This window comes from Microtetraspora malaysiensis, assembly GCF_050947145.1.
GTDB lineage: Bacteria > Actinomycetota > Actinomycetes > Streptosporangiales > Streptosporangiaceae > Microtetraspora_A > Microtetraspora_A malaysiensis.
The window spans coordinates 6,784,108-6,805,079 of the sequence record NZ_CP191998.1; the positions used below are offsets into that span (position 1 = coordinate 6,784,108).

The following is a 20,972-nucleotide window of genomic DNA, read 5'->3' on the forward strand; positions in this document are numbered from 1 at the left end:
CATGGCCGACCACGACTACGGTTACACGAAGTGGGGCAAGGACTGGGTCCGGTTCGCCGAGTCGTTGCGCCAGACCCGTCCAGATCCCCAGCTGCCGAGTGCGCGGCGCATGGTGCGCGACGGGAAGGTGCAGATCACGTTCGACGGCCGTACCGTGCGCGCCGCCGTGCACCGAGGTCGCGGCACCGCGGTGGTCACGATCGAGGTCGCGCCGATGTCCGCGGGGGCGACGGCCGAGATCTCCCGTCAGCTGAGCGGCATCCAGCCCCTGCTCACCGACGATCTGTACCGCGCGATCGCCGACGCGGGCCATCCGCCCGCGCCGGTCCTCGAAAGCGTCGACTGCTCCTGCCCGGCCGCCACCCCGCGGTGCGTCCACGAGCTGGCCGTCTACTACGACATGGCGCGGCGCATCGACGACGATCCCCGCATCGCTCTCGACGTGCAGGGCTTCTTCCTCGCTTCGGCGGGCGGCGGCCAAGCGCCCGCCGAAGCGACGGCGCAGCGCTGGATCGCACTCAACTCCCTTGATCCGGCCGTCTACTTCACGGTGGCCGAGTGACCCGGCGCGTCCGCCCCGCAGTGCACCTCACTGTGACACCCGCGACTGGATCGGCCGGCGGCCTGAACACGGTCGCCTCCCGCTCCCACGGCAACAGCGCGTGCAACGCGATCTCGGGACCCGGTTTCTTTCACGCACCCCCATGCGGGAAGACCAACGGTGTGCCCACGGGGGCACACCCTTCCGGCAAGACCGAGGCGACGGCCACTGAACCCGGCACAAGCCCATGGTCATGAACTGCCGAAAGGCCAAACCCCAGGCGAGAACATTGTTGCCGGTCCGGTGCCGATTCCCGCCACCCGCTCCACTCGTGAACGGCCAGGTCAGGAGTCGGACCCTCGCCCTGGCCTTGATCATTTTAGCGAGTTTGTCGAGCTTGTGTCGCGGGCGTTCCCAAAGGCAGCACATACTGGAGGGGATGAAACCAGCTAGCGGCGCGTCCCGCCGTCACCTGCCCACAAGTCCCTTCAAACCCCCGCCCCCCGCCCCGCCTGCCGAGCGGTTCAGCGTGAACGACCGGGTGACCCACGATCGGTACGGCCTTGGCGTCGTCATCGGTGTAGAAGACGAGGTCGCCGTGGTCATCGATTTTGGATCGCGGCAGGAACGAATCACGACACCATTCAACAAGCTGTACCGACTCTGAGACCACCGCACTGCGGGGAGGCACGCAGCGCGGGTTCGATTCCCGTCACTCCCTCTCATCATGAAGGCCCAGGCCAGGATGGTTGCAGGGTCGGCTTCAGCTTGCCTCACGCGGCGGCTGGAACTGGGCGGTCAACCGCATCTCCAGATCCTCCGCGAGCCTCTCCAGCGTCGGCATGGTCCACCCGTTTCGAACTGTGCCGCCGCCGGCTGCTTCACCCCTGTGGTCTGATGCGCGCCGCCTTCCGTCTAGGGGCTGTACGGAGTTGAGATCAGAAGGATTCGCCTGCGCCTCGGTCTCTGATGCTGATAGGCCATCGCCATGGCGCGTGGAGACCTCACCGACGAGGAATGGCCCTTGATCGAGCCTCACCTGCCCCTGGGTGAGCGAGGCCCGATCCCGAACCTGCGACAGCAGTTCAACGCCGTGATGTGGCGGTTTCGCACCGGCAGCCCGTGGCGGGATCTGCCCGCCGAGTACGGGCCGTGGTCCACCGTCTATGACAGGTTCCGCTCCTGGGCGACGGCGGGCGTCTTCGAGCACCTGATGCAGGCCGTGATCGCCGAAGCCGCGGCCCAGGGGCAGGCCGACCTCGGCCTGGTCAGCGTGGACTCCACCACGGCCCGTGCCCACCACCACGCCGCCGGGATGGCCCTGGACGGCGAGCTGGTCACGGCGCTGGTGGAGGCCGCCGAGCAGGAAAAGGGGCTTCGTCAAAGGGGCAAAACCCCCAAGATGGCGACGACGGGGACGAGGAGCGAGGCGAACAGCGGCGATTACGACTGCGGCGCCGGATCCGGCTGACGGCAGCCAAGCTGGGCCGCTCACGGGGTGGGCTGACCAGCAAAGTCCACCTGTCCGCCGACCGGCGCTGCCGCCCTCTGTCCTTCGTCCTCACCCCGGGCCAAGCCGGAGACAGCCCGCAGTTTCACGCCGTGCTGGCCCGTATCAAGGTCCGCATTCGCGTCGGGCGCCCGCGTACCCGCCCGGACGCGGTGGCCGCCGACAAGGCGTACTCCTCTCGCGCCAACCGCGCCTACCTGCGCCGACGCCACATCCGGGCGGTGATCCCCGAGAAGGCGGACCAGGCGGCCAACCGCAAGAAACGCGGCTCGCGTGGCGGCCGCCCGGTCAGCCATGACGCGGATCTCTACAAGGAGCGCAACACGGTTGAGCGCTGTATCAACCGGATCAAGGACTGGCGTGGGCTGGCCTTCCGGTTCGACAAGACCCCTGAAAGCTATCTGGCCGGCCTTCATCTACGTGGAGCCATCTTGTGGATCCGAAGCCTCCGGCCTGCCTGAAGATCCGAACTCCGCACAGGCCCTAGTCGCTCATGCACCATCGACCCCACGAGAGGAGGCTGGGGTCTGTCCAATCGACCTCCCCTGACGACCTGTCGGTGTACGGCACGCTCCTCCTACGAGGAGCCGTCGCCGCATCCCTCCACGCCAACCGGCACACCGCGGCCGAACTGCTCGATGAGGCCGAGCAGGCCGGCGACTCGGTCACGACGGCAACCACATGTGGACCGCGTTCGGCCCGAACAATGTCCTGTGCCACCGCGTGAACATCGCGCTTCCGCTTGGCGACGCCGGTACAGCGATCGAGAACGCCTGCAAGATCGACCTGAACGCTCTGCCGATCAACGAGCGCAAGGCCACGTCCTGCTCGACACCTCGCGCGCGTTCCTCGCCTGGGGCAGGCACGACCGCGCCCTGTACGTTCTGCGTGCCGCCGGAGACATCGCCCCCGAGGAGATCACCGGCTGCCCGGCCGCGCTTAGGCTGGTCCGCGACATCCTCGCCACCGCGCCCATCAGCGTCCGGCGCGAAGCGCGAGAGTACGCCGAAGCCCTGGGAGTCAGCACGTGACCGAACCCGGCAAGGTCCTCTACGTCATCGTGTGCGCCGCAGGACCGGCCGGCGACGTCGGCCGCCTCGTGACGATGGCGCAGGAGCGGGGTTGGACGGTCCAGATCATCGCCACCCCGTCCGCTCTCGACTTCATCGACGTGCCCGAACTGGAGAAGCTGACCGGCCGCCCGGTCCGCAGCCAGTACCGCAAACCGGGCGAGCCCAAGTCCCCGAGGGCAGACGCCATCGTCGTCGCCCCGGCCACGTACAACACCATCAACAAGTTCGCCCAAGGCATCTGCGACACCTACGCCCTGGGCCTCTTGGCCGAGGCACCCGGCCTTGGCATCCCCGTCGTCGTCCTACCGTTCGTGAACAGCGCCCTTGCCTCACGGGCACCATTCCGCCGCAGCGTAGAGACGCTTCGCGCCGAAGGTGTTCACGTCCTTTTAGGCCCCGGCCAATTCGAGCCCCACGCCCCCAATAGCGGGGATAGCCGTATAGAGACATACCCTTGGCATCGCGTGTTGGCCGGGCTCAGCGATGCAAAGACTGCTCACACATAGGGAGCACTCGCCTCCGCAGCAGTGCCCGCACAGCGACGCCGCCAACGCCCACCGAGCATGGCCCCAATCCTGATGTTCCCGGCCGGGGATCAACGCCCGTGCGCTACCACGAAACCGTGATCTCACCGTTGAGCACCTTCATGGCGTCGTACGGATAGACGCGCATAGCATGATGGTGTTGTAGTGCCTCTGCCAGGAACGGCGAGGCGAGCTCGACGGTGAGGCTTCTGATCTGCGAGGGATTCAGCGGCGAGGGATGGCGCTGGGGCTGGAAGCCCTCGTGAAGCTCATGTCCATCCAGTGCCGCCAGTTTGAGCCGTTGTCAGTGCGCTCCCATTCGGCCGTCATGGAGTCGCCGTCTTCGGCGATCACCAGCGTCGCCCGCTCCGTCTCACCGGCGAACGTCCAGACACCCTCGTCGTCGACGCTTGCCCGCATGGTGACGAAGTTGCCGTGATTGTCGAAGGAGCGCATGGGGTAGGTCCGGCTCGCTGGATCGTAGGGCCCGATCATCTCGATGACCTCGACGTGCTCCTCGTTCATGCGCACGTCCACACGGTGAATGAGGAAGTGCTCGCCCGCCAGCCACTCGTAGGTGTCCGACCCGGCGATGCGGATCGCCGGGTCGATCGCGGTTGCCGCTATACGCCCCTGCGAACGCCAACGGCCAACCAGCGCATTCAGGCGCTGGTTCTCCGATCGCGGGGCACGGGTGTTGTCGTCTCCTGACATGGCGGATCCTCGTCATCGATAGAGTGTAAGATATTGCTTAAACACTTACATGCTGTCCCGGCAGTGCGCAAACGAAGGCGGTGGCCCATGGACGACGCGCTTCGCGCTGTGGCGGACCCGACCCGCCGCGCCATCCTCGTCCTGGTGCGGGATCGCGAAGTATCGGCAGGCGAGATCGCGGAGCGCTTTCCCGAAATCAGTCGCCCTGCGGTATCCCAGCATCTGCGAACGCTGACAGCAGCCCGCCTCGTCGACGTCCGCCGCGCAGGCAATCGCCGCTTCTATCGGCTACGTCCGGAGGGGTTGGCCGAGGCGGTGACGTTCCTGGAGACAATGTGGTCCACCTCGCTCAGCCGCCTCCAGCACGAAGCCGAGCGAGAAGAACACGCGCACACTGGTGACCAGGACGTGAAGGGATCGTTGTGAGCAGGACGATTGAGCAGACGTTGCACATCCGTGCGCGTCCCGAGACGGTCTGGCGGTTCTTCACCGACCCGGCACGCCTGGCGCGATGGTGGGGAACGGCCGAGCTGGACGCCCGCCCCGGTGGCACCTTGCAGGTTGCGATGCACGAGGGCCCACGCCCGGTGATGCGCGGACGGTTCGTGGAGCTCGTGCCGTACGAACGTCTCGTCTTCACCTTCGGCTGGGAGGCCACACCGGGAGCGCCCGACATGGCACCAGAGGCATCCCGAGTCGAAGTCACCCTGACCCCGGACGGTGATGGCACCGAGCTCATCCTGCGCCACAGTGGTCTGCCGGCCGTACTCGAAGAGGAGACCAGCGACGGCTGGGCGCACCTGCTCCATCGTCTGGGCGAAACGGCAGAACGCCAGGAACTCCACTGAACCTGGTCGAACATACGCGTACGTCGCACCCCTGCTGCCGCCTCACGAACCCTGGCCGCCGTCAAAGCCACATCACCGCCACCGGCTAACCGTCCTCGGGCTGTGCACGTTTACGCGTACTCGCCTCCGCAGCGGGAGGTGTACGCCGACAACACTCACACAGCGTCACGAGAGCCATGCCCCAGGCCCACTGGCATGGCTCTCTTTTTCACTAACACTCCAAGGCAGTTGATCAGCAAGTGGCTCTCAAACCGACCGACACATGGCTCTCGGATCCACCTTCATAGCCACGGAGAAGACGTACGCGGGCCGGATCGAAATCATCGACTACACATAGTGACGTTCGCCGAGCCCTGGTGGTGTCCGGATCTGCCGATGAGCGCGCACCCCTGGCTTCCGGAGCGACGTCACGTGACGAGCACGGCGGTGAGCATCGAGAGATACGACTCGTGGGCGAGACGCAGGCTGTCAAGGTCGGACGTCTCGAACCACGCCACAGCGTCGTGCTCGTCCGGCGCGGCGTTGACGGGTGTTCCGGTCCACCTGTCGACCAACCAGATCTGCATGTCGAACGTCGTGGTCCGGATCTCATGCATCGGCGGGCTGGACGGCTCCGATGCCGTGATTCCCAACTCCTCCCGAAGCTCGCGGACAAGGCTCTCTTTCGGATCCTCCCCCTCCTCAACATGACCGCCCGGCAGGTCCCACACGTCGGGATACCAACGGCGTCCGGCGCTTCGATGACACAGCAACACCCGATCGCCGTCGCGAAGAACGGCCGTCACAATCTGGACTGGACCGGAGTCGTCAGCGGAGATCGTCATCCGCACATTCTGACCCATGCGGATCTGAGTTCGGTCAACTTGACCTACGTGAAAGAAGAGATCATCATCCTCTGACCTGCTGGAAGGGTCCGACAATCCTAGATAACAGCCGCCTCGTCACGACCAGCAGGTAATGTGCGCTCTTCTCGGCGACCAGGAACTCGGCGTGGTCGCGCTGGGTGTGCAGCGCGTCAGCGATGATCACTCTTCCCGCAAGGTCCAGCCCCGCCAGCAGCGGCCGGACGCGAGTGATCTCGTTGGTTTTGCCGTCCACATCGGTCTGTGCCAGCACCGTGCCGGTGTGGTGCTCGACGGCTGACAGCAGGTGGACGGCCTCACCATCGCGAGAGCGGGCACCGCGCAAGGTTTTGCCGTCTATCGCGATCGCCTGACATGGGCGGTGCCCTGCGGGCGGAGTGTTCGATGTGGAGGGCATCCGGCTGAGGATCCATGAACTGACCGCGCGGTCGAGGGCATCGGCGTCCACGTGGCCCAGCGCACGGCGGATGGTGGCCTCGTGTGGGGCCTGATGTTTGCCGGTCAGCGGATCGCGCCGGACTCCGAGGACGGTCAGGACGTGTGCGGGAGCGTCGCTGGCCCACTCCGCGATCGCTGTCAGTGAGCACGCTCCGGCCGCGACAGCCGCTGCGGCGATGGCCAGCAGCGAGCACCAGGAATGTCGCACTCCACGGCGTTGCCGGGGGGCGGGAACCGTGGCCAGGTGCTCCAGCAGACTCCGGCAGTCGGTACCGGGAGTACGGCGACGTCCGCGGGTAGATCGGCGAGTTCGCCCCTCAACCGGACATCACGCGACTATGCCGAGGCCCTGGAGACCGCTGTCAGAAGCTGTCTCATAGCCCGTGATCTCGGGGGTTACGACTCCTCGGGCGCGATGCCGCTGCGCCGGGCTAGCACCCTGGTCCCCGGTCCGGAGGCGGCGCCCGGACCGGGGAGCGCCGTCACGTTGGCGGTGGTCACCGGTTTCCCGCACTCCGAGCAGCAGACCTGCGGCGTGAATTCCACACCGCATTCGCGGTGCACCAGGCGTACCGGCGGACCGCCCGCCGGTGTCACCCATTTGTCGCCCCAGGCCATCAGCGCCATCAGGACCGGCACGAGATCGCGGCCGGCCTCGGTGAGGTGGTACTCGTGCCGCAGCGGCCGCTCCTGATACGCCTGGCGCTCCACGATGCCGTCGGCGACCAGCGTCTCGAGTCGGCGGATGAGCAGGTTGCGGGAGATGCCGAGGTTCTCCGCGATGTCGTCGAACCGGTGCAGGCCCAGGTGGATGTCCCGCACGATCAGCGGTGTCCACCACTCGCCGACACGTTCCAGGGACTGCCCGATCGAGCAGTGCATCTCCGCGAAGCTGGTCCGTTGCATGACTTCAGTGTAGAGAGTTGATTCATTGAACTCACCACTGCTACGTTCGGGAGAGAGTTCAATGAAAGGACTGACTGATGCCGTTCGTGGAGTTGTTCGTTCCCAAGGGCTCGCTCGACCAGGAGCTCCGTGAGAAGATCGGTGGGCAACTGGTGTCGGAGGTGATGATCGCCGAGGGCGCCCCGGATACCGAGGCGGCCAGATCCATCTCATGGCTGGTGGTGAACGAGATCGACGCCTGGTTCGTGGGCGGCCGGCAGCTGCCCGCCGGGGAGAAGCCGAAGTACGTCGTGCGGGTCGGGGTTCCGGCCGGTTCGATGAACGACGACAAACGCCGTGACATCGTGCGGCGCGTCACGCGCGTGCTCGCGGACGCCGACGCGGATCCCGGACGGTTCACCCAGGCCGCCGCCGCGTGGGTGCACATCAACGAGATTCCGGAGGGCAACTGGGGAGCGCGCGGAGAGATCGTCCGCATCGAGGACATCGCGGCCTTCGTGACCAGCGGTTAGACCCTCGACCGGGACCACGCTGCGGATCCGGCTACGCTCCTGCGCACAACCAGCGGCGACGGAACGGTGACACCCGTACACCAACCCCCCGGAGCCCAGGGCCACCTACCACCAGAAATGAATGGCCACCAGCAGGACAGGAACGGTACGGCCGGCTCGTGACTGAGGGGCGAGAGCTGGCTGATGTCCAGACCCCTGCCGGTTCGCGCTGGGGGACAAGGCCCTGGAGATCGAACCGATGCAGCCGCACGACGGCGCTCACCCGGACCGGAGCGGGACGCTGCTCAGCGTGCACCCACTCAGGGGCGCCACCTGCACGAACGCGATCAGGTCATCCACCAGGGACTCGGACCTCATCACTCGCGGGGGAGAGTTACGTGTCCATGATGAGCCCGTACGGCACGGCACGTGGCGGCAATCCCCGAAACACGCCTGGCGGCCGAGGGCCAGGGACTGGTCGTAGTGCCCGGTTCATGACGGGCGAGACAGGCCCGCTGGAGCTTCCAGCGGGCCTGTCTCACCTGAGGATCAGGGGTCGGGCACGACGGACAGTCTCGCGGACGAGTCCGTACGCCGACCCCTCTCTGGCCTGCAGCGACGCCGGAACGCTCTGCTGCCAGGATGTAAGCGAATGCAATTTCATCCGAAATTACATCACGGGATTCGCCTTGGGCAATCGTTCCCAGGCCGTGACACATAACCCGAAGATGCTCTGGCGCTGTCAATATGGCCGCATCGACGTGATTGAATTCCTTGACGCACCGGCCTCACGGCAGCACGACGACTTTCACCCACTCGACCCAGGCTGCCACTGCCCAATTAAGCAACGTTAGGCCATTTCCAGCAGATGGGCAGTGGGGCTGTAGTCAATCTTCCAGTCTGCGTACACGCCAAGAGTTCCGTCTCTCAGACACCGCAAGCCAATGCTGACCCAGCGCACTTCACCATCATCGCAGAAAGCAAACCCGACAGCTACTGCGAACTCCTCGCCCCCACATGGGCAGACGCATTCACTGGGATCCGTATCCTCCCAATAATCGGCGCTATCAGCAATATAGAAAGGCTCCTTGCACGCGACACAGACACGCTGCCCGCATCCTTCATCGTCATCGACCAGAACATTGAAAGACCTTCCATTACACTCCAAGCACACCGCCTCGATCACCCGGTCGACGGCATAACCACCTGCCCGGAAATCGCGGATCAGATCTGCGAGATCCTCAAAGTCCTCACCGCGCCACAGCACGCCCGACTTATCGATCGCCATAGCGCCTGAGTGTATGACCATAGGGCTACGGCCTGGCTACATTTGTCCTGGTCGATGCGCATTGATCTACCGCGCGTAACGGGTTGTGGCTGTCAGGCCACCGGACAGGTGGCGGCCACCGGCTCATCGTCGGGTTGTCGAAGATCCGAGAAGAGGCGGTGGCCGTGGTACCCGGGCTTCATCGGCCAGACACTCACCCTCGACCAGCAGCGGCGCCTCTTCCGGAGATGGATCACCGACCCGGCTGTCCACCCGCACGAGGCTCTGCTGGGCATCCTCGCCCTGCTGCTCGGCGCCTCCAGTGCTGAGGCCCGCCACTTGCGCCTGGACGAATGGCCAGGACGGCGCGGATGTCCCAGGGCCCTCGGGCGGGCACGAGAAGGGCGGTCACTTCGGCCAGACGCCGGAGGAGCCGCGACGGTGCGAACCGATGAGGTGGGTGTCGATGATGCCGATGGCTTCCATGAGGGCGAACATGGTGGTCGGCCCGACGAATGCGAAGCCTTCGGTGCGCAGCGCCCTGGACAGTGCCTCGGACTCGGGCGACCGGGTGGGGATCTGATCGAAGGTGACCGGCTCGGGGGTCACATCGGGCTGGAACGACCACACGAAATCGGCCAAACCTCCCCTGTCGCGCAGGCGGATCGTGGCCTGGGCGTTCGTGATCGCTGCGCGGATCTTCGCGCTGTTGCGCACGATGCCCGGGTCGGCCAGCAGCCGCTCCACGTCCGAGTCGCCGTATCCTGCGACGACGTCGGGGGCGAAGCCGTCGAACGCGGCCCGGAACGCGGGGCGCTTGCGCAGGATCGTCGCCCACGACAGGCCGGCCTGGAACGCCTCCAAGCTGATCCGCTCGTACATGCCCTGCTCGTCGCGCACGGGCATGCCCCACTCGGTGTCGTAGTAGTCGCGCAGCAGCGGGTCGACGGATGCCCAGGCGGGTCGAGGCAGGCCGTCCTCGCCGATCACCACCCCAGGATCGGGCTGCGCGGCGTCCAGGGCTGACTGTTCGGCGGTGGGTGCGTCGGTCATGCTCGTGCGGGTTCCTCGTTCTCGAGTCGATGCGGGCCGTCAGCCGGCGAGGCCGGTGACGCGCATGGTGATGTTGATCCGCCCGGTGTCCAGACCGCACCCGTCGGGGGCGGTGCGGGGATGGACCTTGGGGATGCCGTGGTAGGCGAGCCGTGAGGGCCCGCCGAAGACGAACAGGTCGCCGGAGGCCAGGGCGATGTCCTCGTAGGGCCTGTTCCGGTTCTCGGTGTTGCCGAAGCGGAAGGTGCAGGTGTCGCCGATGGACAGTGACACCACCGGGGCGAGCGAGCGCTCGTCCTTGTCCTGGTGCATGCCCATGCGGGCGGTGTCGTCGTAATAGTTCACCAGGGCGGTATCGGGAGTGTAGTCGTCGCCGGCGTGCGGGTCGCCGGTCGCCTCGACCAGTGCCCTGCGGCCCAGGCGAACCATCCAGTCGGGAAAGCCGAGCACCCGGTTGCCGTTCACGTCCACGGCCTCGCGCGTGTACTGGTAGGGCCGCCAGTGCCAGCCCAGACACACCGTCTTCACGCTCATCTCGTGCCCCCCGACCATTGCCGCCCGCAGCGGCACCGGGCCGCGAGTCCACTCGCGGAACCGGGCGACGATCCACGCCTGCTGCTCAAGCGTCAGCCAGCCCGGCACCCACACCGCCCCGGGTGCGAGCTCCCACCGTGGGCGAGCCACAAGGTCATCGCCGAACAATGTGCTCATGCGTGCCTCCGTCCACCTCGCGGCGTGGCCGCCTCCGCCCACGTGATCGTGGTGGCCAGGCCGTCGCGGATGCACCAAAAGGTCCCGTCTTCACCGGCGCCGGCGAGGCCGTCGAGAACGCCGAGCCCGGCCAGACGCGCCGTCTGGTCGATGCCGGCGCGGGCCGCGAGGGTACGGCGCGGCGTCCATGGGGTCGACCACACGAGGCGGCGGGTCATCTGGGCGAGCCCCACCGGGGTCCCGGCGAACACCCACAGGTCCGGCTCCGAGCGAGTGAGCCGGTGCGCCTGCCGCAGCCAGGACGCCGCCTGCTCGGGCCAGTCGACCACTGCAACCACCTGGCCGCCCGCCTCCCTCCATGCGGCGGCGAAGCGGCGCCCGGCATCCACGGATGCCGGGTCGCGGCCGGTGCCGACGGCGACCGTGGCCGCCCGTCGCGCCTGCGCCATCCGGACGAGCCCGGCCAGCTCGTCCTCATTCATGGACGAACCTCGGTGCCGGCTCCATGCGGCGGTCGTGCCGTTGGGAAGTCGCGGCGATACCAGGGCGGTGTTCATCGGTGCTCCCGCTTCCAGGCCTGGTATTTCTCGGGTAGGCAGGCGCCGCAGGGGCGATAGCCTGCGGCGATGGCGGTGGCCTCGTCGGCGAAGAACACCCGGTGCTTCACGTACATGCCCTTGGCTATCGCCCGCAGCGCGGCGGGGCAGTCCAGGCGCCCGTAGACCTTCGAGCAGCTGTGCCCGCCCAGCTCGCCGGGCATGGTGGACGAGTAGGGGCGCCGGTCGGCGTCCAGGAGGGTGTAGACCTTCCCGGCGCCGACCGGTGCTCCCCCGGTCTCGTCCGTGCCGCTCGTGTCGTGATCGGTCATGCGGCGTCGTGGAAGACGAGCGCGAGCGTGTGCCGCTCACCGGACCGGATCGCCGAGACACCGTGCCTCACCGGCGCGGCCGACCAGCCTCGCGTGGACTCCACCGGGCGGTCGCGCGTGGTGAACACGTAGCCGTGGCCCTGGGGCAGCAGGAACGCGGTGCCACGCGACTGAGCGCGGGGACGCTGCTCCAGCAGCAGGAACTCCCCACCGGTGTGGTCCACGCCCGGGTTGTTCAGATTGATGACCACCTGAAGAGGGAACACCAGATCCCCGTACAGGTCGCGGTGCAGCGCGTTCCAGTCCTTCTCCCCGTACTTCAACAGGATCGCGGTCGACTTCGTCTGTCCCGCCTTATGGCACATCTGAAGCCACTCGTCCAGCGTGTCCGGCCAGACCTGCTCCCGGCCAAGCTTGCCCCACCAGTCCCGGGCGATCGGCAGCAGCCGCCGGTAGAGGGCCTGCTTGAGCCGTTCGATCGGCTCCGGGTAAGGCGTGTTGAAGTACCGGTACTGGCCCTCGCCGAAGCGGTGCCGGCCCATGTCGACCGTGCTGCGGAACACCCCGCCCCGGTCGTCGTACAGGGCGCGGATGGCGGCGGCCTCCTCAGGGCTGAGCAGCTGCGGCAGCAGCGCGCCGCCGTACTCGTTCACCTCCTGGGTGATCGCCTCCCAGTCCCCGGACGCGACGCGTTCCGCGTACACGTCCGGACCGGCCGTGGACGGGGTGTCCGCCGCCTTCGAGGTCTTCGTCATCGTGCTGGTCGTGGTCATGCCGCCTTCTCCAAGGTAAGCAGGCTGGTCTTCGCGTCCAGGCCGCCGATGTAGCCACCCAGTCCCCCGTCGGTGCGCAGCACCCGGTGGCATGGCACGACGACCGGCAGCGGGTTGGTCGCGCACGCCGTGCCGACCGCGCGGACGGCCTTCGGGTTGCCCACCTGCTCGGCGACCTGCTTGTAGGTCAGGGTGTGCCCGTAGCCGATGCGGGGCAGGTAGTGCTGCACCGTCTGCCGGAACCCGGCCGACAGGGCGTAGTCCAGCGGCACGTCAAAGGCACGCCGGGTGCCGGCGAAGTACTCCTCCAGCTCCCGCGCGACGGTGTCCAGCCGCTTCGGGGCGGCCAGGACACGCGGGCTGATCTTCGCCGCGAGTGTGTCCAGGACCTGGTCGAAGCCCTCACGTTCGAAGGCGACCCGGACCAGGCCGCGCTCGGTCGCGGCCAGCAGCAGCTCGCCGACCGGAGTGGCGACGGTGCGGTAGGCCACGTCCAGCAGGTCGCTGTCGGACGCCGCCTGCGCGAGGCGGGCCTGCAGGGCCGCGAGGTGCGTCTCCGGCACGGGCAGCAGGGCGGTCACGTCCGGCTCCCCGGCCTCGCCGTCCCAGTCGACATCGTCGATGATGATGTTCATCGGGGTGCTCCTTCCTGTGTCCCGCCCGCGTGATATCTCTTCCGCAGCGTCTTGACCCCATCTGCCGCGGCCCGGCGCACCGCCTCCGGGGTCCCGCCGATCAGCTCCGCCGCCTCGGTGTGCGGCAGCCCACCCAGGTAGTGGTACGCCACCGCGAGACGCTGCCGCTCCGGCAACGACCGGACCGCTCCCCACAGCTCCACGGCCTCCGCGTCGGGGATGTCGGCGGTCGAGGCCTGCTCCGGCAGCTCGTCGGTGGGGATCGCGTGCCGGGCTCGGGCTCGGGTGATGTCGATCGCCTTGCGGTGCGCGACCCGTACCAGCCACGCCTGCACGTTCGTATCCTCGTCCAGCCCCGGCCACGCGCGCAGCGCGGCCAGGAACGTCTCCGACCAGGCGTCATCCGCGTCCGGGCCCGGGCCGAGCACGGCACGGCAGACCCGCAACACAGTCGCGCCATGCCGCTCCACGGCCTGCTCAAACGGTGCTCTCATAGTCATCACCCCGTAGACGCCCCAACCCCGCCGAACGTGAGATCAGGGCGGCAAATCAATCCCGTCGTCCCGCGCCCGGCGGCACAGGAGGTTGCGTAGCACTCGCCCGCGGCGCCGATGACCTGCCGCATTGCGCTCCGGCTCTCGATCCACTCCTTGGTGATCGCCGAATCGGTCGCGCCCTGCTAAAACAGGCGCCCCGCCCGCGCCTCCTCGGGCTCCTCCAGTTCCAGGAGCCGCCGTTTGCGTTCCAGCCCACCGGCATATCCCGTCAGTGCCCCACTGGCTCCGATCACCCGGTGGCAGGCCACGAACACGCACAACGGATTCCGCCCGACCGCCTGCCCGACTTTCTGCGCCAGGCGCCGGTCGCCGAGCTGCTCGGCCAACGCCCCGTATGTCGTCGTCCGCCCGTAGGGAATCTGCCGCAACAGCGCCCACACCCGGGCCTGGAACTCGTCACCGCGAGCGGCCAGCGGTACCGCGAACTCGCGCCGCAGCCCAGCCAGATAATCGTCCAGCTCATGGGCGGCCTGCGCCAAGAGCGGATCCGAGGACGCGTCGACCTGTTCGCCGAAGGTCGAGGCATCCGGCCGACTCCAGTGGTGCGGAAAATGCAAGCCCACCAGTTCGCCTCCGTCGGCGACCAACGTCACATCGCCCAGCGTGCTCACCACCGGTGCGTACCGTCGTGCGCTCATCTCAGCTCCTTCCATCACCAAGTAGTCGCGACAGAGAGCTGAAACGTGAGCCTGTCGCGAGTCCGGCGGCACCAGGGCCGGTGGTACTGGCGGGCTCGCCTATTCAAGTGTCGCGAGCTGCGGATGGTCGTGAGCTGGTTCGTAGAACGTAGGGGTCAACCGGCGCGCCCGGGGCGGACCAAGCCGGACTCGTAGGCGAACACGACCAACTGCGCGCGGTCGCGCGCGGTGAGCTTCACCATGGCCCGGGAGACATGCGTGCGGGCGGTCGCCGGACTGATCACCAGCCGCTCGGCGATCTCATCGTTGGACAGGCCCCGGCCGACCAACGCGACGATCTCCCGTTCTCTGCCGGTGAGCAGGCCCAAAGATCGCGCGGCAGGCCCCGTTGGCGACGCGCCGGACGCGAAGGCCGCGACCAGCCTGCGCGCGGCTTGCGGAGCGAGAAGGCTGTCACCGGCCGCGGCCACCCGGATCCCGCGTAGCAGCTCGGCCGGTTCCGCGTCCTTGAGCAGGAATCCAGCCGCGCCCGCCTTGATCGCCTCGAAGACCAACTCGTCCTCGTCGTATGTGGTGAGCACAAGCACCCGTACGTCGGACATGTTCGGGTCCGCCGCGATCGCTCGAGTGGCCTCCAGCCCGTCCATCACCGGCATCTGGATGTCCATCACGATGACGTCCGGACGCTGGGCGCGAGCGGCGGCAACCGCCTGCCACCCGTCGCCGGCCTCGGCGACCACCTCCAGATCCCGCTCGGCGGCCAGCAGCGCGCGCAGCCCGGCGCGGATCATGATCTGGTCGTCGGCGAGTACGACCCGCAGCACGCTCATTCCGTCCCCTTCAGCGGGAGACGGGCATGGAGGGTGAACCCGGTACCAGGTGTCGCTCCCGCACGCATCGTCCCGCCCACCGCGCTGACGCGCTCGGCCATTCCCCGCAACCCGTGGCCAGGAGGGCCGACCGGCCCCGTGGCACTCACGCCGTCGTCTGTCACATCGATCTCCAGCCAGCCGTCGACACACCTGAGACGGGCCCGAGCGTGAGCACCGTCCCCCGCATGGCGCATCACGTTGGTCAGCGCCTCCTGCACCACTCGATAGGCGGTGGAGCCGATCACCTCGGGAACCGCCCGGTCATCGAGATCGATGTCCGCTTCGACGCTCAAGCCGCTTCCCCGCACAGTCGCGATCAACTCCTCCAGGTCAGCCAGGCCCGGTGCGGTCTCCTCGCCCGGCGTCCGGACCACGGCCAGCGCGGCCCGGGCCTGCGCCAGAGCGTCGGTGCTGATCTGCCGGATCCCTCGCAACGCTTCACGCGCCTGCTCCGGCTGCCGGTCCACCAGATGCAGCCCGACGCCGGCCTGCAGGCTGATCGAGGCCAGGCTGTGGGACAGCACGTCATGCAGCTCCCGGGCGATCCGCAGCCGCTCCTGCACGACCCGAGCCGCGGCCTCCCGTTCCATGAGCCGTCGGCGGGTGTGTGCGAACCGTGCGGCGACCACCGCCACAACCGTCCACACCGCCGCCACAGTGAGCATCCTGACCGGGTCCCAGCCCTCCGGCGGCCCCGTAACGACTGCTATCGCCGCACCGCCGACCGCGGCGAGCGGAACCCACAACCTCGTCCTGCCGACCTCCGAGACCAATACCAGCAGACCGGCGAACGCGCCCAGGTACACCGGCCAGCCGGCGAACCGCATCCCCAGGTAGGCCGCCGCGGCACCCACCGCGAGCGTGAAGGACACCAACGGCGCCACCCGCCGTACGGCGAGCGCGGCCCCGGAGAGCACCAGCAGCGCCACTCCGAGAGTGGTTACCGGCCGGGCCTCGGGCTGGACCACACGCGCCGCGGCCGACACCGCGACCATGAATGCGGACAGCATCACCGCCGCGGCCACATCCCAGGCGGGCACACGCATAGCAGAAGAATAGATCTTCCGCTCCTCCGGAGGACACCCTCGCCGTCGTCTGCGTAACTCGGGCAAATGCGCACGCCCAGGATGACTTCCCTTGGGTTGTCAGTCCGCAACCCACGTCTCGCGGGCAATGGTCAGACTCGCCGCCCGCGATCGCGTGCAACTACGTCGTCTCCGCCGGCGAATCCGGCCTCGTCCACCCCCGGTGGTACCGCTGACCTGCGCGGTTCCCTTCTGGATACGTTCAGCGACGTACGACGGGATCCCCGGATACCCGGGCGCACGTAGGTGAAAAGCCGCTGGGCGGCCGACGACGCGGCCCATGTCCGAGCCGGAACCTAATGGCAGGACACGAGCTCTCCCATCGTGACGTCAGCGGTTTCCCAGGAGGTACCGGAAATGATTCTTTCCGCGTCCAGGCGCTCATCCCGGCCAGCAACCCTGAATGAGCACACATTGGATTCATCCATCCCGGATGAGAATTCTTCCGAGAAGATGCCCGGATACGAGCGGCTATGGCGGCGTGTCCTGGCGGTGGCGATCGTCGGCGGACCGCTCGGTTACGCCGTCGGAAGCATCCTCATTCCGGCCGTCCACGAGGACGGAGCGACGAGCATCGCGGCGAACGCCACCGCGAATCCGATCACCAACGCCGTGCACCTGGTCGCGTACGTCCTCGCCTCTTTCCTGCTCCCTCTCGGAGCGGTCGGCCTCGCGTATCTCGCCTATGCCCGGGCGCCGTGGCTGGCCACGATCGGTGGGCTGCTCGCGGTGGTGGGCTGGCTGCCGTTCTCGGCCCTGACCGCGCTGGACGACGTCAGCATGGCCATGGCCGCCCTACCCGACAGCGGTTCCTACGCCACGCTGTTGGACCGGTTCGCGAACGACGCGGTGATGGGCGGCTACCTACTCGTCTACATCGTCGGGCATCTGGTGGCCTACGTGGTGCTCGCTGTCGCGCTGCGCCGAGCCGGAGTCATCCCGAGATGGGCGGCCTGGTCCATGCTGGCCAGCAGCCCCTTGACGGTCGCCGCCTTCGTGGTGCCGGGCCGTCCCATTGTCCTGGGTGATGTCGCGCTGACCCTGCTCGTGATCGGCAGCATCCCCGCAGCCCGAGCCATGGCCACTCGCAGCCGACTCGCCAACTCGTAACGGGGATGTGCACGACATCCACGCGCAGCGTGCGGCAGGGACTGCGGACCCTGCGCGGGCGGTGATCCCGCTGCGCCTGTCACGGGCCGCCATCTGGTTCGATGCCGTCGCGCCGTGACCTGGCCAGGTAGTAGAGGCCGATGCTCAGTCCGGTGGCCAGCAGGACGAGCCCGAGGGCGATCATGGCGATGATGGCGGGCCACTGGAGATGCTGCGGTAGGTACAGGGCCAAAAACCACGATCGGGTGACCTGGCCGGTGGTCAGCATGAGCGCGGGCACGATGCCCTGAGCCGCCAGGGGCACCCAACACAGGGTCAGGCTCGCGATGACGTAGGCGCGCCGGCCCGCCGGAGCCAAGTCGAGGCCGAGCTTGTCCAGGCCCAATCCGGGCTTGGACAGGTGCAGCCGCTCCAGATCCAGGGCCGGGGCCGGTCGCCTCCGCTTCGGTGAGACACCAGTGCGTAGCTGCAAGAGCAACTCGGGCGCGCTCGATTCCAGCCTGGTTGCGGCGAAGCGTCCCAGCGCCCAGGCCAGCGCGATGCCGCCGGTCAGGCCCACGACCGGTCCCGCCCAGACCGGTCCCAGCCGGACCGCGAAATAGGCAGGGGCGGCGGTCGTCGCGGTGAGGATCAGCACCAGCAGCACCTGGGCGAAGTCGGTGCCGTGCAGGTTGCCGCCTCTGCGGTGCGGGTCGGTCATGGGCGACGGCCGCAGCACCGACACCAGCACGATCACACCCGCGCCGCCGCCCAGAAGCGCGGGCACGAGCGCCGCCAGCCAGGGCCACAGGCCGTACTCGCCGGTGAGGATGACCATGGCGGTGGTCAGGACGAGCGTCGGTGGCGCGGTGACCAGCAGCCAGGCGAGCTGACGGCCGCGCACGTCGTGGCGCTCGGCACCGGGGACCATCATCTTGGCCCACAGCTCGGTGCCGTCCTCGCCGTAGAGGTTGGCGGAGATGGCCGCGACCCACAGAGCGAAGACTGCTCCGGTCCAGGGCAGGAAGATCGGCGCGTCGATGGCCAGCGGCAGCAGGCAGAACACCATGGCGTAACACAGGGCGAAGACCAGGTAGTGAAAGCGCGACAGGTCCCGAGACCAGGTGCGCAGCTCCCGGGCGGCGACCGCCGTCGTCGGGCCTTTGACCCACCCGCTGGAGGCGACCCGGGCCGGACGGCCACTCGCGCGCCGGGTGGTCAGCCGCCGGTTCAGCAGGGCCGCCCAGCCGTACCAGCAGACCACGCCGAGCACGGCCAGCCCCGCCAGGGCGGCAGCCACCGTCGGCCAGTGCCCCTGACCGGCCGCCCGCACCGCCACCAGACCCCAGCCGGAGGGCAGCGCCACAACCCAGGCGGAGAAGGGGTCGGGAAACCCGGTGCGCAGGGCCGCCTGCACCAGGGGTGAGAGCACCCAGCTCGAATGCAGGCCGGCCAAGATGGCGGCGCTGATGAAAGCGGCCAGGGCCGCGCCCGCCTTGGACCGCATGACCTGGCCGAGCGCCGCGGTGACCAGCCGAGAGGCCAGCACGCACACCACCAGCTGGAGGACGACAGCGAGCACGCCGACCACCGTGGCCGCCGTGCCGAGCCCGGCCTTGACGGTCACCACCACGAGCGCGGAGAAGGCCACGAGTGTGACCAGGGGGGCGACGCCGACGAACGCGGCCCCCGCCAGCCCGGCCGCCAGCCGGCGCGGCGTGAACGACAGCAGCGAGAAATGTTCGGGACGCAGCGTCTCATCGCCGCCGGCGAACAGCGCCGGGCCCAGCAGCCAGCCTGCCGTCCATAGGGCGAACCCCACACCCAGCAGGTCGAATGGCAGCGACGCGACCGGGTAGTCGCGGCCCGCGAGTACGATCAGGCCCGCCGCGAGGACCAGCCCGACCAGCGCGCCGGTGGCCATCTGGGCGGCGCGCCGGCCGGTCACGGAATGCCGCAGCACGGCCAGTTTCATCTGGATCAGGACGACAGCCACGCCAGCTCACCTACCTCGGGGATCTGGCCGCCGACCAGGCTCACGAACCGCTCTTCCAGGCTCAGGCCCGCCCGTACGGTCTCCACCGGCCCCGAGGCCACGACCCGGCCGGAGGCGATCACCGCCACACGGTCACACAACTGTTCGACCACGGCCATCACGTGGCTGGAGAACACCACCGAGCCGCCGCCGCGCACGAACCGCTGCAAGATCACCTTGATGGTGGCGGCCGAGACGGGGTCGACGGCCTCCAGCGGTTCGTCCAGCACCAGCAGCCTCGGCGCATGCAGCAGCGCCGAGGCCAGGCCGATCTTTTTGCGCATGCCGGTCGAATACTCCATCACCAGCGTGCGCTCGGCCCCGTCCAGCTCCAAGATCTCCAGTAGCTCACCCGCCCGCCGCTCGACCTGCTTGAGGTCCATGCCGCGCAGCAGGCCGGTGAAGCGCAATAGCTCGCGGCCGGTCAGCCGCTCGGACATGGACAGTCCGTCGGGCAGTACGCCGATCAATTTCTTGGCCCGCGTGGGGTCGGTCCATACGTCGAGGCCGAAGATCTCGGCCCGCCCGCCGTCGGGGCGTAGCAGGCCCACCGCCATCGACAACGACGTCGTCTTGCCCGCCCCATTGGGGCCGACCAGGCCGAAGAAGGACCCGCACGGCACCTCCAGGTCGAGGTGGTCGACCACCGGCTTTCGGCCGAAGGTCTTGGTCAGACCGGCGAGCCGGAGCGCCGGATCTGTGCTTGATGGCCTCATGGTGACCTCCCAGGACTACACGACACGTGACGTGCCGTGCCGTTTTGGAGCATGGCGGAGACCGGTCAATGCTGTCAACACGGCACGTGCCGTCCGTTACGGTGGTGGGATGAGTGACAAGCGCGGCAGCCGCGCCGCCGACCGGACCGAGGCCATCATGCGGACCGCGCTGGAGTTGGGCGAGGAGATCGGCTACGCCAAGCTCAGCATCGAAGCGGTCGCCACCCGCGCCGGCGTCGGCAAGCACACGGTCTACCGCCGCTGGTCGTCCAAGGGCGCCCTGTTCCTCGACTCGCTCCTGTCGCTGAACGAGGCCCATCTGGACTACCCCGACACCGGTGACGTCATCGCCGACCTGCGCCAGCAGATCCACGCGGCCATCAACCTGCTGGACCGGGCGCCCGTGGGCCCCCTATATCGGGCACTGATCGGCGAGGCCCTGCTCAACCCCCAGGTCGCCGCAGCACTCAACGACCACTTCATCACCCCGCAAGCGGAAAAGACCGTCGCCCGGCTGAAGGCGGCCCGCGACCAAGGGCAACTGTCGCCTGATTTCGACCTGGACCTGGCGATGGGCATCTTGTCAGGCCCGCTGTACTTCCAGGCTCTGATCATCCAGAAGCCGCTGACGCACGAATACGTCGACCGCGTGATCGATGCCCTCTTCACCGGGATGGGGCCCAGGCCCTGATACGGAGTGGCAAGCCTCGGCCCAGCTCAGGCTGGGCGGACGTGCATACCGCGCCGGGGCGAGTGGCCGTCATC

26 protein-coding genes and 1 pseudogene are annotated in these 20,972 nt (G+C 68.1%); 10 read left to right on the forward strand and 17 right to left on the reverse strand.

Going from position 1 to position 20,972, the window contains the following annotated elements; translation table 11 throughout:
• The first annotated feature begins 1 nt into the window (after position 1).
• The 5 genes and pseudogenes from ACQP1V_RS31950 to ACQP1V_RS31970 all read left to right on the forward strand — a co-directional run bounded on the left by ACQP1V_RS31950 (position 2) and on the right by ACQP1V_RS31970 (position 3,630).
• Positions 2-562, forward strand: coding sequence for a hypothetical protein (locus ACQP1V_RS31950; RefSeq protein WP_433413714.1), 561 nt, complete (start codon positions 2-4; stop codon positions 560-562).
• Positions 563-1,070: 508 nt separating this feature from the next.
• Positions 1,071-1,208, forward strand: a complete 138-nt coding sequence (locus ACQP1V_RS31955; protein WP_433413717.1) for a hypothetical protein — start codon at positions 1,071-1,073, stop codon at positions 1,206-1,208.
• Positions 1,209-1,529: 321 nt separating this feature from the next.
• Positions 1,530-2,512: pseudogene (locus tag ACQP1V_RS31960) on the forward strand (IS5 family transposase).
• A 252-nt stretch (positions 2,513-2,764) separates the two neighbouring features.
• On the forward strand, positions 2,765-3,082 hold the full coding sequence (locus ACQP1V_RS31965; protein ID WP_433413719.1) for a hypothetical protein: 318 nt from the start codon (positions 2,765-2,767) through the stop codon (positions 3,080-3,082).
• The gene (locus ACQP1V_RS31970; protein WP_433413722.1) at positions 3,079-3,630 is read left to right on the forward strand and encodes a flavoprotein; all 552 of its coding nucleotides are present in this window, start codon (positions 3,079-3,081) and stop codon (positions 3,628-3,630) included. Before ACQP1V_RS31965 ends, ACQP1V_RS31970 begins: the two co-directional genes overlap by 4 nt.
• 243 nt (positions 3,631-3,873) lie before the next feature.
• On the opposite strand, the gene ACQP1V_RS31975 is transcribed toward ACQP1V_RS31970, so the two are convergent.
• Positions 3,874-4,362, reverse strand: coding sequence for a DUF1579 family protein (locus ACQP1V_RS31975; RefSeq protein WP_271222356.1), 489 nt, complete (start codon positions 4,360-4,362; stop codon positions 3,874-3,876).
• Between the two features lie 87 nt (positions 4,363-4,449).
• On the opposite strand from ACQP1V_RS31975, the gene ACQP1V_RS31980 reads away from it, so the two are divergent.
• Positions 4,450-4,788: an ArsR/SmtB family transcription factor gene (locus tag ACQP1V_RS31980; protein ID WP_285711101.1), complete on the forward strand. Its 339-nt coding sequence runs from the start codon at positions 4,450-4,452 to the stop codon at positions 4,786-4,788.
• Positions 4,785-5,210 carry an SRPBCC family protein gene (locus tag ACQP1V_RS31985; RefSeq protein ID WP_285711099.1) on the forward strand — a complete coding sequence of 142 codons (426 nt, stop codon included), beginning with the start codon at positions 4,785-4,787 and terminating at the stop codon, positions 5,208-5,210. The genes ACQP1V_RS31980 and ACQP1V_RS31985 overlap by 4 nt, the downstream gene beginning before the upstream one ends.
• 407 nt (positions 5,211-5,617) lie before the next feature.
• Here ACQP1V_RS31985 and ACQP1V_RS31990 read toward each other — a convergent pair whose 3' ends face one another.
• The 3 genes from ACQP1V_RS31990 to ACQP1V_RS32000 all read right to left on the reverse strand — a co-directional run bounded on the left by ACQP1V_RS31990 (position 5,618) and on the right by ACQP1V_RS32000 (position 7,417).
• The gene (locus tag ACQP1V_RS31990; RefSeq protein WP_433413725.1) at positions 5,618-6,034 is read right to left on the reverse strand and encodes an NUDIX domain-containing protein; all 417 of its coding nucleotides are present in this window, start codon (positions 6,032-6,034) and stop codon (positions 5,618-5,620) included.
• 64 nt (positions 6,035-6,098) lie between these two features.
• Positions 6,099-6,767: an ISAs1 family transposase gene (locus ACQP1V_RS31995; RefSeq protein WP_433426030.1), complete on the reverse strand. Its 669-nt coding sequence runs from the start codon at positions 6,765-6,767 to the stop codon at positions 6,099-6,101.
• A 140-nt stretch (positions 6,768-6,907) separates the two neighbouring features.
• Positions 6,908-7,417, reverse strand: coding sequence for a winged helix-turn-helix transcriptional regulator (locus tag ACQP1V_RS32000; protein WP_433413727.1), 510 nt, complete (start codon positions 7,415-7,417; stop codon positions 6,908-6,910).
• A gap of 77 nt (positions 7,418-7,494) precedes the next feature.
• On the opposite strand from ACQP1V_RS32000, the gene ACQP1V_RS32005 reads away from it, so the two are divergent.
• Positions 7,495-7,929, forward strand: a complete 435-nt coding sequence (locus ACQP1V_RS32005; RefSeq protein WP_387410026.1) for a tautomerase family protein — start codon at positions 7,495-7,497, stop codon at positions 7,927-7,929.
• An 829-nt stretch (positions 7,930-8,758) separates the two neighbouring features.
• Here the strand turns inward: ACQP1V_RS32005 and ACQP1V_RS32010 are convergent.
• The 11 genes from ACQP1V_RS32010 to ACQP1V_RS32060 form a co-directional block, all read right to left on the reverse strand.
• A complete protein-coding gene (locus tag ACQP1V_RS32010; RefSeq protein ID WP_433413731.1) occupies positions 8,759-9,196 on the reverse strand; it encodes a hypothetical protein in 438 nt (145 codons plus the stop codon).
• 387 nt (positions 9,197-9,583) lie between these two features.
• On the reverse strand, positions 9,584-10,228 hold the full coding sequence (locus ACQP1V_RS32015; RefSeq protein WP_433413733.1) for a DNA-3-methyladenine glycosylase I: 645 nt from the start codon (positions 10,226-10,228) through the stop codon (positions 9,584-9,586).
• 39 nt (positions 10,229-10,267) lie between these two features.
• Complete coding sequence (locus ACQP1V_RS32020) at positions 10,268-10,939, reverse strand: alpha-ketoglutarate-dependent dioxygenase AlkB family protein (protein ID WP_433413736.1); 672 nt, start codon at positions 10,937-10,939, stop codon at positions 10,268-10,270.
• Complete coding sequence (locus ACQP1V_RS32025) at positions 10,936-11,421, reverse strand: hypothetical protein (protein ID WP_433413738.1); 486 nt, start codon at positions 11,419-11,421, stop codon at positions 10,936-10,938. The genes ACQP1V_RS32020 and ACQP1V_RS32025 overlap by 4 nt, the downstream gene beginning before the upstream one ends.
• Positions 11,422-11,492: 71 nt before the next feature.
• Positions 11,493-11,807, reverse strand: a complete 315-nt coding sequence (locus ACQP1V_RS32030; RefSeq protein WP_433413740.1) for an Ada metal-binding domain-containing protein — start codon at positions 11,805-11,807, stop codon at positions 11,493-11,495.
• Positions 11,804-12,580: a 2OG-Fe(II) oxygenase gene (locus ACQP1V_RS32035; RefSeq protein WP_433413742.1), complete on the reverse strand. Its 777-nt coding sequence runs from the start codon at positions 12,578-12,580 to the stop codon at positions 11,804-11,806. The genes ACQP1V_RS32030 and ACQP1V_RS32035 overlap by 4 nt, the downstream gene beginning before the upstream one ends.
• Entirely contained in the window at positions 12,577-13,215 is a 639-nt protein-coding gene (locus tag ACQP1V_RS32040) for a methylated-DNA--[protein]-cysteine S-methyltransferase (RefSeq protein ID WP_433413745.1), read from the reverse strand. The genes ACQP1V_RS32035 and ACQP1V_RS32040 overlap by 4 nt, the downstream gene beginning before the upstream one ends.
• Positions 13,212-13,709, reverse strand: a complete 498-nt coding sequence (locus ACQP1V_RS32045) for an RNA polymerase sigma factor (RefSeq protein WP_387410041.1) — start codon at positions 13,707-13,709, stop codon at positions 13,212-13,214. The genes ACQP1V_RS32040 and ACQP1V_RS32045 overlap by 4 nt, the downstream gene beginning before the upstream one ends.
• A gap of 185 nt (positions 13,710-13,894) precedes the next feature.
• Entirely contained in the window at positions 13,895-14,410 is a 516-nt protein-coding gene (locus ACQP1V_RS32050; RefSeq protein ID WP_433413748.1) for a methylated-DNA--[protein]-cysteine S-methyltransferase, read from the reverse strand.
• 155 nt (positions 14,411-14,565) lie between these two features.
• Positions 14,566-15,234: a response regulator gene (locus ACQP1V_RS32055; protein ID WP_433426032.1), complete on the reverse strand. Its 669-nt coding sequence runs from the start codon at positions 15,232-15,234 to the stop codon at positions 14,566-14,568.
• A 2-nt stretch (positions 15,235-15,236) separates the two neighbouring features.
• On the reverse strand, positions 15,237-16,328 hold the full coding sequence (locus ACQP1V_RS32060; RefSeq protein WP_433413750.1) for a sensor histidine kinase: 1,092 nt from the start codon (positions 16,326-16,328) through the stop codon (positions 15,237-15,239).
• Positions 16,329-16,781: 453 nt separating this feature from the next.
• Here ACQP1V_RS32060 and ACQP1V_RS32065 point away from each other — a divergent pair, with 453 nt between their 5' ends.
• Positions 16,782-17,477 (forward strand): hypothetical protein, encoded by a 696-nt coding sequence (locus ACQP1V_RS32065; RefSeq protein ID WP_433413753.1) that lies wholly within the window; start codon positions 16,782-16,784, stop codon positions 17,475-17,477.
• 79 nt (positions 17,478-17,556) lie between these two features.
• Here ACQP1V_RS32065 and ACQP1V_RS32070 read toward each other — a convergent pair whose 3' ends face one another.
• Together ACQP1V_RS32070 and ACQP1V_RS32075 are read right to left on the reverse strand one after the other, a co-directional pair.
• Entirely contained in the window at positions 17,557-19,452 is a 1,896-nt protein-coding gene (locus tag ACQP1V_RS32070) for a hypothetical protein (protein ID WP_433413756.1), read from the reverse strand.
• Positions 19,437-20,207, reverse strand: coding sequence for an ABC transporter ATP-binding protein (locus tag ACQP1V_RS32075; protein ID WP_433413758.1), 771 nt, complete (start codon positions 20,205-20,207; stop codon positions 19,437-19,439). The genes ACQP1V_RS32070 and ACQP1V_RS32075 overlap by 16 nt, the downstream gene beginning before the upstream one ends.
• A 109-nt stretch (positions 20,208-20,316) precedes the next feature.
• Between ACQP1V_RS32075 and ACQP1V_RS32080 the strand changes: the two genes are divergently transcribed.
• Entirely contained in the window at positions 20,317-20,898 is a 582-nt protein-coding gene (locus ACQP1V_RS32080; RefSeq protein ID WP_387410054.1) for a TetR/AcrR family transcriptional regulator, read from the forward strand.
• Positions 20,899-20,972 lie beyond the last annotated feature (74 nt).

Excerpts from the sequence above, each read along its gene's own strand:
- ACQP1V_RS31950 (WP_433413714.1), top strand. The coding sequence starts at position 2 with ATGGCCGACCACGACTACGGTTACACGAAGTGGGGCAAGGACTGGGTC.
- ACQP1V_RS31975 (WP_271222356.1), bottom strand. The coding sequence starts at position 4,362 with ATGTCAGGAGACGACAACACCCGTGCCCCGCGATCGGAGAACCAGCGC.
- ACQP1V_RS31980 (WP_285711101.1), top strand. The coding sequence starts at position 4,450 with ATGGACGACGCGCTTCGCGCTGTGGCGGACCCGACCCGCCGCGCCATC.
- ACQP1V_RS31990 (WP_433413725.1), bottom strand. The coding sequence starts at position 6,034 with ATGACGATCTCCGCTGACGACTCCGGTCCAGTCCAGATTGTGACGGCC.
- ACQP1V_RS32000 (WP_433413727.1), bottom strand. The coding sequence starts at position 7,417 with ATGCAACGGACCAGCTTCGCGGAGATGCACTGCTCGATCGGGCAGTCC.
- ACQP1V_RS32005 (WP_387410026.1), top strand. The coding sequence starts at position 7,495 with ATGCCGTTCGTGGAGTTGTTCGTTCCCAAGGGCTCGCTCGACCAGGAG.
- ACQP1V_RS32010 (WP_433413731.1), bottom strand. The coding sequence starts at position 9,196 with ATGGCGATCGATAAGTCGGGCGTGCTGTGGCGCGGTGAGGACTTTGAG.
- ACQP1V_RS32015 (WP_433413733.1), bottom strand. The coding sequence starts at position 10,228 with ATGACCGACGCACCCACCGCCGAACAGTCAGCCCTGGACGCCGCGCAG.
- ACQP1V_RS32020 (WP_433413736.1), bottom strand. The coding sequence starts at position 10,939 with ATGAGCACATTGTTCGGCGATGACCTTGTGGCTCGCCCACGGTGGGAG.
- ACQP1V_RS32025 (WP_433413738.1), bottom strand. The coding sequence starts at position 11,421 with ATGAATGAGGACGAGCTGGCCGGGCTCGTCCGGATGGCGCAGGCGCGA.
- ACQP1V_RS32030 (WP_433413740.1), bottom strand. The coding sequence starts at position 11,807 with ATGACCGATCACGACACGAGCGGCACGGACGAGACCGGGGGAGCACCG.
- ACQP1V_RS32035 (WP_433413742.1), bottom strand. The coding sequence starts at position 12,580 with ATGACCACGACCAGCACGATGACGAAGACCTCGAAGGCGGCGGACACC.
- ACQP1V_RS32040 (WP_433413745.1), bottom strand. The coding sequence starts at position 13,215 with ATGAACATCATCATCGACGATGTCGACTGGGACGGCGAGGCCGGGGAG.
- ACQP1V_RS32045 (WP_387410041.1), bottom strand. The coding sequence starts at position 13,709 with ATGAGAGCACCGTTTGAGCAGGCCGTGGAGCGGCATGGCGCGACTGTG.
- ACQP1V_RS32050 (WP_433413748.1), bottom strand. The coding sequence starts at position 14,410 with ATGAGCGCACGACGGTACGCACCGGTGGTGAGCACGCTGGGCGATGTG.
- ACQP1V_RS32060 (WP_433413750.1), bottom strand. The coding sequence starts at position 16,328 with ATGCGTGTGCCCGCCTGGGATGTGGCCGCGGCGGTGATGCTGTCCGCA.
- ACQP1V_RS32075 (WP_433413758.1), bottom strand. The coding sequence starts at position 20,207 with ATGAGGCCATCAAGCACAGATCCGGCGCTCCGGCTCGCCGGTCTGACC.
- ACQP1V_RS32080 (WP_387410054.1), top strand. The coding sequence starts at position 20,317 with ATGAGTGACAAGCGCGGCAGCCGCGCCGCCGACCGGACCGAGGCCATC.